Genomic DNA, 11,150 nt, shown 5'->3' with positions numbered 1-11,150 from the left:
CCGGACTGAAGCGGTTGCTCCGCACTCTCCCCCGAAAAGCCGGAAAGCTGCCGCAATTCTGCGCCAGGTCCTGATCTGGGATGGCAGCAAGGCATTCCTGCGGAACCGGAGAGCGGCATGGCACTGAAGAAAGCAATGGGCATCCTGGTGTTCAGCACCCAGGCGGTCATCGGCTATGACTACCACATCCAAACCCGCGATGCGGGCCTCAGCTGGGGCGATCTCAGCGCCACCGATTACGGCACCATCGTGCAGGAGCGTTTTGCCCGCGCCCGGACCCGGGACACTGCCCTTCTGGCTGCGCAGCAGGGCGGGGAGGTGCCGTCGGTCTGGGGGGAGGCCGCCAGCTATGGCAAGCGCCTGCTTGCAGGCGGCGAACAGGTCGCGGAAGCGCAGGGCGAACACGAGGCGCCGCCGCCCGTCTGCATCCGCCGCGGCAATGTTGCGGACTGCTGACAGGCGCCAGGACAGCCTGATCAAGGACCATCAGGGGGCGCCAGCCCCCTTTTTGCTGCGCGGGAAGGCGCGATTTCCGGCAGTGCTGCGGCCAGAATCCGGTATGCTGTGGCGCGCAAGGTCGGTTTTGGCTGTTTTTGCGTCGGCCTGATTTTGCGCGGATTTCAATGCACAGGCATAACCGTCGCCAAGAATCTCACAAAGCTGGAGAGCGGGAGAATGAAAACCCAAGTCAAAGCACTTGTTGTTGGCGGCGGCGCCGTCGGCACCTCGATTGCCTATCACCTGGCCAAAGCCGGCTGGGAAGACGTCATGCTGATCGAGCGTGACGAGCTGACCTCCGGCTCGACCTGGCACGCAGCGGGCCTGCTGCCGCTGTTCAACATGTCCTATGCGACCACCCACATCCACAAGTACTCGGTCGATTTCTACAAGACCCTGGAAGAGGAAACCGGCCTGAACGCAGGTTTTGCCGTGGTGGGCAACCTGCGCATGGCACAGACCCAGGAGCGCATGGACGAATACATGCTCTATGCCTCCACCGCGGAAACCTGCGATGTGGACTATGAGTGGCTGACCCCGGACCAGATCAAGGAGCGCTGGCCGCTGATCGAGACCGGCGACCTGAAAGGCGCGATCTACCACACCGAGGACGGCTACATTAACCCGGCAGATGTGACCCAGGCGATGGCCAAGGGCGCCCGTCAGCGCGGCGTCGAGATCGTCCGCAAGCTGCAGGCCGATGCCTTCCACTGGACCGGCACCCACTGGGAAGTCACCTGTACCAAGATGGTCGAGAAGGGCGGCAACCTGGTGCCCTCCGACGAGCAGGTGGTGATCACCGCCGAGCACGTCGTGACTGCCTCCGGCAACCACGCGCAGCGCACCGCCAAGATGCTGGGCATCAAGATGCCGGCAATCCCGGTCGAGCACACCTTCATCGTCATGGACAAGGACCCCGAGCTGGTCAAATGGCGTGAAGCGGGCAACCCCGAGCACCCCGTTGTGCGCGATGCCGACAACGAATCCTATGCCCGCGAAGAGCGCGGCGGCTGGATCCTGGGCATCTACGAGCGCGGCGCACCCGCGCAGTTCGAGCACGGCGTGCCGGACAGCTTCCGCGCCGACCTGTTCCCGCTGGACCTGGACCGTATCGCCGAGCAGTACATGGCGATGGCAGAGCGTGTGCCGTCCTGTGCCGAATCCGGCCTCAAGGACGACTTCAACGGCCCGATCTGCTACACCCCCGACGGCAACCCGCTGGTCGGCCCGGCACCGGGCCTGCGCAACATGTGGCTGGCGGAAGGTTTCTCCTTCGGCATCACCGCCGCGGGCGGCACTGGCTACTACCTGGCGCAGATGATGGTGGACGGTGAGGCCGAGATCGACATGGCGTCGCTCGACCCGAAACGCTACTCCTCCAACTGGATGACCACCGAGTTCGCAGCCCGCAAGAACGAAGAGTGCTATGAGCACGTCTATATCCTGCACCACCCGGACGAAGAGCGCGAAGCCTGCCGTCCGCTGCGCACCGCACCGGCCTATGACCGCCAGAAAGCCCGCGGCGCACAGTTCGGCTGGGTCAACGGCTGGGAACGTCCGAACTACTACGGCCCCGTCGATGCACCGGCAAACTTCGACCACGACGCCCGCTCCTTCCGCCGCGGCGGCTGGTGGCAGTATGCCGTGGAAGAGGCGAAAGCTGTGCGTGAAGGCGTTGGCCTGATCGACGCGACCGCCTTTACCAAGCATGTCGTAAAGGGGCCCGGTGCGACCCAGTTCCTGGACTGGTTCACCTGCAACAAGCTGCCCAAGATCGGCCGCATCAACCTGACCTATGCGCTGACCGCATTCGGCACCACCCGGACCGAATACACCATCGTCCGCAACGGCGAGAACAACTACTATCTGGTCTCTGCCGGCGCCTGGTCCGAGTATGACGCCGACTTCCTGCGCAAGGCGGCCGAGGACAAGATGGAGGAGTTCGGCTACATCGAGATCCAGGACGTGACCACCCAGTGGGGCGTCTTCGCCATCGCAGGCCCCAAGTCCCGCGATGTGCTGAAAGAGGTGATCGTCGACGCCGATCCGGAAACTGCGCTCTCCAACAAGCGCTTCCCCTGGCTGTCGGCCAAGCAGATCGAACTGGGCATGTGCCCGGTGAACGCGATCCGCGTGGCCTACACCGGCGAGTTGGGCTGGGAGCTGCATCACCCGATCGAGATGCAGAACTACCTGTTCGACCTGCTGGAGAAAGCTGGCGAGAAGCACGGCATGAAGCTGGTGGGGGCCCGCGCCCAGAACTGGCTGCGGCAGGAGAAATCCTACCGTGCCTTCGGCAACGAGCTGGGCCGCGACGCGACCCCGCTGGAAGCCGACCTGCCGCGCTTTGTCGACCTGGAGAAGGACTTCCACGGCAAGGACAAACTGGTTGAGACCGGTGTCCGCGTGAAGTGCTGCACCCTGCTGATCGACGGCCCTGCCGATGCCGATCCCTGGGGCCGCGAGGCGCTTTATGCCGAAGACGGGACCCGTGTGGGCCGCCTGACCTCCGGCGGCTACTCGGTGGCGTTTGAGAAATCCATCGGCATGGGCTACGTGAAGCCTGACTACGCGGTGGAAGGCACCAAGCTGCAGGTCAAGATCCAGGACAAGCTGTGGGACGCGGTCGTGACCTGCGACAGTCCCTATGATCCGAAGAACGAGACCATCCGTCAGAACGGCTAAGTCCTGTTGGAAGAGACAAGGAAGCCCCGGCCAATGTGCCGGGGCTTTTTTGTTTTGGGAGCTGGAGCGCAAACTTTGTCTTGAACCGAGCCTTGGAATGACGTCAGCATCCGGGCATGGATTATCCCCCTTGGCTCCCGCAGCCCGTCAACACGCATAAGGGCAGGCTGCTCGCCATCGCCCGCTGCATTCACCAACTGCACTACCGGGAAGTGCAGCATTTGGTGAAGGGCCCCATAATGGTCTTCGACAATTTGTGTGTGGGGCCGCTGGAATTGGCTGCCGAGGTGCTGTACCGCTCGGGGTTCACTGAGTATTCGGACGAAATTCAAAGATTCAGCTCATTCGTCTGCGAACCCGCGGATTTTGAGACCGTCGCAAACGCCAGAGCAGCGCAGGACCTCGACGCGGACCTAGTAAGGACGGCGGTTATCCATCTCAGCGAAGAAGGGTTTGGAGCAACGGAAGAAATAGACTGGCTTGCCGGAAAGCTCCGTGCGGAAGGCTGAGCCGGAACCTTTCTGGACATCCACTCATACTGTTCCTCTAACAGGGCGCCCGCCCGGCGGCTTCGCCTTGGTTACGGGCGAAATTAAGGTGTGCGCCTGCAGCCGCTGTTGACGCCGCTTGCCCGCCGCTTCACTGTCCCGTGTTCAAGACCACCATTGCAGGACAGGCAGGCGAATGAGCGACGATTGGAACGATTACGCCGACGGCTGGGACGGCAACAGCGATGTCCGGACCTATGCCGCCCGCGCCTTTGCCGCGCTGGACGCCTATGCCGGTATCACCGGCGGCGGCTGGCAGGACAAGCGGGTGCTTGATTTCGGCTGCGGAACCGGGCTGTTGAGCGAAAAACTGGCGCCGCATGTGCGGGACGTGGCGGCCGTGGATACCTCGGACCGGATGATCGCGGTGCTGCAGGAGAAGGCGCTGCCCAACGTGCGGGCGCTGCATTTGGATATTCTGGACAGCAGCGGACAGGGGGCCGGGGAGGACCTGAGCGGCTTTGACCTGATCTGTGCCTCCTCCGTTTGCGGGTTCCTGCCAGACTACAAAAGCGCCGTGGCGGCGCTGGCGGGGCGGCTGAACAGCGGCGGACTGTTTGTGCAGTGGGATTGGCTGGCGCCGGAGCAGGGCGGCTCCGGGCTGACGGAGCAGCAGGTGAGAGACGCGCTGCGGGATGCGGGCTTTGAATCCATCCGGGTTGAGCACGCCTTCACGATGGACGCCGGCGGCCAGGCGATGCCGGTTTTGATGGGCTCGGGTGTCCGCGCCGCGGAATGAACCTCTGCCCCTTGCAGCAGACGGCGTTCAGGACGCCCAAAGTTCTCCCGCCCGTCCCCGTTCGGATGTGAAATCCGAAGGGTCCGGTTGGGCCAGGCAGGCCGCGCCGCAGGCGCGGCCTGCCTGGCCCGTGGCGGCGGGCGCAGCCCGGCGCAAAACCTGATTTCGGGCTTCAGTCTTCTGCCGTTTCCGCCAGCTCCAAATGGCCCCAGCCGCGCGACAGCACCTTGCGCAGGATCGGCTCGAAGAACTCCAAGGGCTTGGCCGGATACGCCGGGTCAAAGGCGCATTGGTCGTATTTTTCGCAGAAGTACCGGCAGTCCTCCCAATAGGGACTGTCGCGGTACTTGTCGCGGGCGTTGCGGTCGCCGCCGAAATGGTGGTTGTAGTAGAAGCCCTGGAACACGCAGTGATGCTTCAGGATCCAGTAGGTCTTTTCGCTGACGTAAGGCTTCATCATCGCCGCCGACAGCTCCCCGTGATTGTAGGGCGACAGGATATCGCCGGTGTCATGCACCAGAGCGGCCACGATGATTTCATCCTCGGCGCCATCCTCCCAGGCGCGGGTCGCGGCCTGCAGGCTGTGCTGGTAGCGGTTCACCGGGTAGGGGGTCCAGTCCTCGTCCAGCGAGCGGATCGCGGCGAGGATCCGGTCAGGCAAGGCGGCGTTGTAGGCCTCCTCGTATTTCTCCACTGCGGCCCAGTCCTCGGCCGTGGCTTCGGTGAAACTGGTCCAGGTCGGCTTGTGGCTTTTGTCCAGCATTGGCGCGGTCCTTTGGTTGATCTGCTGGCAGCCTAGCCGGTCCCGATTGAGCAGGAAAACGAATTGATTTGCTCAGGCTGATTGGAAATATTGATCACTATGCAGATCAATTCCTTTGAGACCTTCCTGGCGATTGACGCCTGTGGCAGCTTTCACGGCGCGGCGCGGGCCTTGAATGTCACCCAGACGGCGGTCAGCGCCCGGATCAAGGCGCTGGAGGACCGCCTGGGGGTGGCGCTGTTTGAGCGCGGACCCGGCGGCACCCGGCTGAGCGAGGCGGGGCGGCAGTTCCGCCCTTACGCGGAACAGATGATGCGGACGTGGGAGTTCGTCTCCGGCGATCTGAAGGCCAGCCTGGCCGGGCGGGTGCCCTTGCGGCTGGGGGCGCAGCTGTCGGTCTGGGATCCGGTGCTGGTGGATGTGGCGGTCTGGCTGGAGGCGGAGCAGGGCACGGTGCCGTTCACGCTGAACTACGACCACGCGATGAACATGGGCGAGGCGGTGGCGCGGCGGCTGCTGGATCTGGCGATCGTCAACGAGGTGCCCGCGGGCACCGGCCTGGCGGTGGAGGAGCTGCCGCCGGAACGGCTGGTGCTGGTGGCGGACCGGCCCCTGAGGCTGGGGCGGGAGGCGCTGCCCCTGTTCATCAACCTGGAATTCGGCAGCGAATACGACGCCCGGCTGCGCGAGGTTCTGCCCCGCCGCAGCCGCCAGCACATCGTGCTGGGCAACGCGCTGATGGGGCTGCGCTACCTGCAAAAGCGCGGCGGCATGGGGTATTTCCCGGCCTATATGGCGGCGGAGGCGCTGGCGGCGGGGACGCTGCACGCGGTTGAGGGCGCGCCGGAGATCAGCCTTAGCTGCCGCGCGCTCTATTTGCCGGACAACCCGGCGCTGGAGCATATCCGCCAGGTGGTGCGGGGCCTGCAGGAGGTGCGCGGCAGTGGCTAGGGAAGAAAATTCCGGCGCGGAATTTTCCACGGAAAACAGGTGTTTTCCGGGCTGAATTCCGCGCCGGAATTCAGCGGGTCAGCTGATCGAAACACTCCATCGCCTTGGCCGCATACATCATCGCCGGGCCGCCGCCCATCTGGATCGACATCGCCAGCACATCCCCGACTTCGGCACGGCTGGCACCGGATTTGACCAGCGCCTCCACATGCAGGCCGATGCAGTCCTCGCAGCGCAAGGCAACGGCAATGCCCAGGGCGACGAATTCCTTCTGCTTGAACTCCAGCACGCCGCCCTGTTTCACCGCCTTGCCAAGCGCGCCAAAGGCCTGGGCGGTGTCCGGGATCGCCCCGTTCAGATTGCGCAGGCCCCTGCGGGTTCCGTCCAGTTTCTCGTGCCAGTTCATGGGCTGTTCCCTCGATAATATATTCGGATTATTGAAGGTGTATGGACGGCAAATCCAAGCGGCCTTGATCCAGGTCAGATGGCCGGTTTTTCCGCAACCAGGGCGAGGTTGTTGGCGGGCATCTCCACCGCCTGCAGCAGTTCCAGCCCGGCGCCGTGCAGCCAGTCAATCACGTCGAAATCGTCCTTGTAGCCCATCTCCGGGTCATAAGCGCTGAGCGCCGCGTGAAACGCCCGGTCGCCGTCGCTGGTCAGCTCACCGCCGCGCAGGAAGGGGCCGTAGATCACAAACCGCCCGCCGGGGGCGAGGGCGGCGGCGGCCTCGCGGATCAGGGTGCGGGCCTCGCCCTCGCTGATCAGGTGCAAGAGGTTCACCAGAACGATCAGGTCCTGGCCGGGATGCGCTGCGCCCCAGCCGGGGGCGGTGGCGTCGAGCCGAGCCGGCGGGAGGATGTTCTTGAGGCCGCTCTCTCCGGCATAGGTCCGGATGCTTGCCAGGCGGACGTCCTCCACCTCGCTTGGCTGCCACGTCAGGCCGGGCAGGCGGGCGGCATAGGCTGCCGCGTGCTGGCCGGTGCCGCTGGCCAGTTCCAGCGCGCGGCCCTCGGCAGGGGCCACCTCTGCCAGCAGATCGCACAGCACACCGCTGTTGCGGGCGGCGGCGGGGGCAAACAGCTTGCCATCGTCCGGTGCCGCCACCGAAGCCGAACCGGGAACCGGGCGCACCGGCATCAGCGCAGCCGGGCGGGCGACAGCGCCGCCACCGTATCCGCATCCAGCGCGGGCTGGCGGCCTGCCGCAAGGTCGGCAATCAGCTGCGAGGCTGCCGGTGCGGTCATGATGCCGTAACCGCCCTGACCGGCGCACCAGATGAAATCCGGCTGGTCCGGGTCCGGCCCCAGCACCAGGGTGCCGTCGCGGACAAAGCTGCGCAGCCCGGCAAAGCTGCTTTCGACCCGGGTGACCGGCTCTGTCACCATCTCCTCATAGCGCGCCAGCCCCTCGGCCAGCACCATGTCGTCGGCAAAGGCGTCATGCGGCTCCACCGGGTCGGCGTCGGCGGGGGAGACCAGGAGCTTGCCCGCATCGGGCTTGGCGTACCAGGTTTCGCCGACGCCCAGCAGCATCGGCCAGCCGCTGACATCAAGGCCGCCCGGCGCCGGCAGCCGTGCCATCGAGCGGCGCTTGGGCTGCAGCCCGATCGCCGCCACCCCGGCCAGCACCGCGACCTGATCGGCCCAGGCCCCCGCCGCATTGACCAGAGTGCGGCCCTGATAGGTCCGGCCGCCGACGGTGACCTCCCAGCCGCTGGCGGTCCGGGTGATGGCGCTCACCGGCGCCTTGGTCACGGTCTGCCCGCCCGCGGCGCGCAGGGCCTTGGCGAAATCCTGCAGCATCCGGTCGGTGTCGATATCCTCTGCCGCGCCGCTGATGGCGGCAAAGCCCACGGTGTCCGGGTTCAGAATGGGCACCATGGCGCGGGCCTCGTCCAGCTCCAGCGTGGCCATGCGCAGCGCATCCACGTCGCGGGCAAATCCGTCGGCGTCCCCCTTGGCCCCCACCAGCATCAGCCCGCGCGGCGACAGGTAGCCGCCGTCGCGCAAATAGGCGGCGCTGGCGCGGTTCAGGGCGACGGTGGCGCCGTGGCCGTAATTCTCCTCGAACAGCGCGGCGGAACGGCCGGAGGAATGGTAGCCAAGCGCGTCCTCCATCTCCAGGAGGGTGACGCTGCCGAGGTCCGCAAGCCGTGCGGCGGCGCTGGTGCCCGCCATGCCGCCGCCGATGACGATGAAATCCTGCATGGGTCTAATCCTGTTCTTCCAGCCGGTCAGTCGCAGGCGCAGGCCGCGGGCTGAGGGCTTCGATTGTGCTGTAAAGCTCTGCATCCATGCCGAAATCCAGCGCCGCCAGCGACGGCTGCAGCTGTTCGGCGTTGCGGGCGGAGATGATCGGCATGGGGGCCGCGGGATGCGCCGCGGCCCAGGCCACTGCCAGGGTGGCCGGATCGGTGCCGCGCTCCGCCGCAAGGGCCGACAGGCGCTGGGCGGCCTCATGCATGAAGGCCGGGCCATAGCGGGTGCGGTAGCCGTCGTCCTCCGTGATGCGGCCGCTGCCGCCGCGGGCGTATTTGCCGGTCAGCAGGCCGCCGCCCAGCGGGGAGTAGGGGGCTGCGGCGATGCCCTGATCGGCGCACATCGGCAGGATCTCCACCTCGGCCTGGCGTTTCACCAGCGAATACATCGGCTGCAGGATGTCCACGCCAATGCCGGAGGCCAGCCCCGCCATCTGTGCCTTCATCACCTGCCAGGCGGCAAAGTTCGAAAGACCGGTGTAGCGGATCGCGCCTTCGTCCTTGAGCGCGGCGAAACAGTCCATGGTCTCGCGCAGGTCGGTGTCCGGGTCAAACCGGTGCAGATAGAACACGTCGACCGTGTCCAGCCCCAGCCGGCGGCGGCTCTCGTCCAGCTGGGCGCGCAGGTTTGCAGCACCCGCGCCGCCGGTATAGCCCGCCTTGGTGGCGATCAGCAGCTGCTCGCGCTCCTCCTTGATCAGGCGGCCCAGGATCTGCTCCGCGCGGCCATCGGTGTAAAGCCAGGCGGTGTCGAAGTGGTTGATCCCGGCGGCGCGGCAGGCGGCGTGCATGTCTGCCGATTGCGCCTCATCGGCGCGGCCGCCGAACTGCATGGTGCCAAAGGCAAAACGGCTGGCCGGGGTGCCGTCCGGGGCGGTCAGAATCTTGCGTGCGGTCTGGGTCATGGCGCGGAGCTTGGCACAGGGGGGCAGGCAGGGAAAGGCGGTTTCCGCGCGCCTGCCGCACCCCTCCCGCTCCCCTGCCGCGGTGCCCTAATCCGGCCCGGCGCTGGGCCAGCGCGCCAGCGGCAGCGCGGAAAGGCTTGCGCTGCCGCTGGCCTGTTTCTGATCCTAATCAGCGAAACAGATTTTGTTTCTATCCAAATCCCGCACATATGCGGAAAACCGCGGCCCGCGCTGCCTGGGCTCGCCCTCGCATGTGCCGCCCAGTTCAATCGCCTTGCGGTGCAGCCTGGTGACTTCGGCGGCGGAGCCAAGGCTGAACCCCACCATGGTGCCGTTGCCATTGGTGGCCGCTTCGCCGTCGAAGGGCAGGGCGGCGGCAAAGGCGAAATCGTCCTGCAGCCAGTAGGTCATCCGTTCGCTGGGGCGGACTTGGGTAAGGCCCGAGTGCTCAAACAGGGCGTCGTAGAATTTGACCGACGCGTCCATGTCGTTAGTGCCGACAACGGCGTAATTCAGTTTCAAAGGCAGTCTCCAATATGCTTCACGGTTTCCCGGGCGGCCGGGCCAGGGTCGAAGGCGTCCGGCTGTCCGGAGCCGGGTGTACACCAGGGCAGTGACAGGGCGTGTCAGCAGGCTGCGCTGAATTCAGGCTTCTTCCCGCAACGCAAAAGGCCCGCCGGATGGCGGGCCTTTGTTTGTTTCGGAACGGGGCCGCTTACTGCGGGATGTCGCCTTCGAGTCCTTCGACATAGAAGTTCATGCCGGCCAGGGTGCCGTCGTCGGCGGTCTCACCCTCTGCCAGCCAGTCGCTGCCGTCCTGCTTTTTCAGCGGGCCGGTGAAGGGGTGGTAGGAGCCGTCCGCAATCGAGTCCTTGATGGCCAGTGCAGCCTCTTTCACGTCCGCCGGAACGGCGTCAGAGATTTCGCCGATACCCACCATGCCGGCGCCGATGCCGTCCCAGGTGTCAACCGACTCCCAGGTGCCGTCCATCACGGCCTTGGTGCGGGCAATGTAGTAAGGTGCCCAGTCATCAATGATCGAGGAGACGCGCGGCTTCGGCGCATACTCCGCCATGTCGGAGGCCTGGCCGAAGGTGATCACGTTGCCTGCGTTCTGGGCAGCGGCCTGCGGCGCGGTGGAATCGGTGTGCTGCAGGATCACGTCCGCGCCCTGTTCGATCAGCACCTTGGCGGCGTCGGCCTCTTTCGCCGGGTCGAACCAGGTGAAGGCCCAGACGATCTTGAACTGGACGTCGGGGTTCACCTTCTTGGCGTGGATATAGGCAGAGTTGATGCCGCGGATCACTTCCGGAATCGGGTAGGAGCCGATGTAGCCGATGATGTTGCTCTCGGTCATGTGCCCCGCGATAGTGCCCTGCACCGCGCGGCCTTCATAGAAGCGGGCGGAATAGGTGGAGACGTTGTCGGCGCGCTTGTAGCCGGTGGCGTGCTCGAACTTCACGTTCGGGAACTTCTTGGCGACGTTGATGGTCGGATCCATGTAGCCAAAGGAGGTGGTAAAGATCAGGTCGGCGCCTTCCAGCGCCATCTGGGTCATCACCCGCTCGGCGTCCGGGCCTTCGGCCACGTTTTCGACGTAGACGGTTTCGACCTGATCGCCGAATTCGGCCTCAACCGCCTTGCGGCCCTGGTCGTGCTCGTAGGTCCAGCCGCCATCGCCGACGGGGCCGACATAGACAAAGCCCACTTTGGTCTTGTCTTGCGCCCAGGCCGCGCCTGCGGCCAGGCCAAGCGCCACAGCGGCGCTGGTCAGGAGGTTGGTCAGTTTCATCAAAGGGACTCC

Annotated in this window: 12 protein-coding genes; 5 read left to right on the top strand and 7 right to left on the bottom strand. The window is 65.5% G+C overall.

Annotation, left to right across the window (positions count from 1 at the left end; genetic code table 11):
- Nucleotides 1-117 precede the first annotated feature (117 nt).
- The 4 genes from R2C4_RS13140 (at nt 118) to R2C4_RS13125 (ending at nt 4,470) form a co-directional block, all read left to right on the top strand.
- Nucleotides 118-456 carry a hypothetical protein gene (locus tag R2C4_RS13140; RefSeq protein ID WP_141890984.1) on the top strand — a complete coding sequence of 113 codons (339 nt, stop codon included), beginning with the start codon at nt 118-120 and terminating at the stop codon, nt 454-456.
- A gap of 219 nt (nt 457-675) precedes the next feature.
- Nucleotides 676-3,183, top strand: coding sequence for a GcvT family protein (locus R2C4_RS13135; protein WP_141890983.1), 2,508 nt, complete (start codon nt 676-678; stop codon nt 3,181-3,183).
- A gap of 116 nt (nt 3,184-3,299) precedes the next feature.
- The gene (locus R2C4_RS13130; protein WP_141890982.1) at nt 3,300-3,692 is read left to right on the top strand and encodes a hypothetical protein; all 393 of its coding nucleotides are present in this window, start codon (nt 3,300-3,302) and stop codon (nt 3,690-3,692) included.
- Between the two features lie 175 nt (nt 3,693-3,867).
- Entirely contained in the window at nt 3,868-4,470 is a 603-nt protein-coding gene (locus R2C4_RS13125) for a class I SAM-dependent DNA methyltransferase (RefSeq protein ID WP_141890981.1), read from the top strand.
- A gap of 172 nt (nt 4,471-4,642) precedes the next feature.
- On the opposite strand, the gene R2C4_RS13120 is transcribed toward R2C4_RS13125, so the two are convergent.
- Nucleotides 4,643-5,233: an HD domain-containing protein gene (locus tag R2C4_RS13120; RefSeq protein ID WP_141890980.1), complete on the bottom strand. Its 591-nt coding sequence runs from the start codon at nt 5,231-5,233 to the stop codon at nt 4,643-4,645.
- A gap of 99 nt (nt 5,234-5,332) precedes the next feature.
- Here R2C4_RS13120 and R2C4_RS13115 point away from each other — a divergent pair, with 99 nt between their 5' ends.
- A complete protein-coding gene (locus tag R2C4_RS13115) occupies nt 5,333-6,184 on the top strand; it encodes a LysR family transcriptional regulator (RefSeq protein ID WP_244940728.1) in 852 nt (283 codons plus the stop codon).
- Nucleotides 6,185-6,254: 70 nt separating this feature from the next.
- On the opposite strand, the gene R2C4_RS13110 is transcribed toward R2C4_RS13115, so the two are convergent.
- The 6 genes from R2C4_RS13110 to R2C4_RS13085 all read right to left on the bottom strand — a co-directional run bounded on the left by R2C4_RS13110 (nt 6,255) and on the right by R2C4_RS13085 (nt 11,138).
- The gene (locus R2C4_RS13110; protein ID WP_141890978.1) at nt 6,255-6,590 is read right to left on the bottom strand and encodes a carboxymuconolactone decarboxylase family protein; all 336 of its coding nucleotides are present in this window, start codon (nt 6,588-6,590) and stop codon (nt 6,255-6,257) included.
- A gap of 74 nt (nt 6,591-6,664) precedes the next feature.
- Nucleotides 6,665-7,321, bottom strand: coding sequence for a DUF938 domain-containing protein (locus tag R2C4_RS13105; protein ID WP_141890977.1), 657 nt, complete (start codon nt 7,319-7,321; stop codon nt 6,665-6,667).
- Nucleotides 7,321-8,391 carry an NAD(P)/FAD-dependent oxidoreductase gene (locus R2C4_RS13100; protein WP_141890976.1) on the bottom strand — a complete coding sequence of 357 codons (1,071 nt, stop codon included), beginning with the start codon at nt 8,389-8,391 and terminating at the stop codon, nt 7,321-7,323. The genes R2C4_RS13105 and R2C4_RS13100 overlap by 1 nt, the downstream gene beginning before the upstream one ends.
- A gap of 4 nt (nt 8,392-8,395) precedes the next feature.
- Nucleotides 8,396-9,346: an aldo/keto reductase gene (locus R2C4_RS13095; protein WP_141890975.1), complete on the bottom strand. Its 951-nt coding sequence runs from the start codon at nt 9,344-9,346 to the stop codon at nt 8,396-8,398.
- A gap of 165 nt (nt 9,347-9,511) precedes the next feature.
- Nucleotides 9,512-9,868 (bottom strand): VOC family protein, encoded by a 357-nt coding sequence (locus R2C4_RS13090; protein WP_141890974.1) that lies wholly within the window; start codon nt 9,866-9,868, stop codon nt 9,512-9,514.
- A 193-nt stretch (nt 9,869-10,061) separates the two neighbouring features.
- On the bottom strand, nt 10,062-11,138 hold the full coding sequence (locus R2C4_RS13085; protein ID WP_141890973.1) for a BMP family ABC transporter substrate-binding protein: 1,077 nt from the start codon (nt 11,136-11,138) through the stop codon (nt 10,062-10,064).
- Nucleotides 11,139-11,150: the final 12 nt, after the last annotated feature.

Source organism: Leisingera aquaemixtae, assembly GCF_006740765.1.
Taxonomy (GTDB): domain Bacteria; phylum Pseudomonadota; class Alphaproteobacteria; order Rhodobacterales; family Rhodobacteraceae; genus Leisingera; species Leisingera aquaemixtae.
Note: the sequence above shows the minus strand (reverse complement) of the source record. Positions and strands in the feature narration are given on the sequence as shown.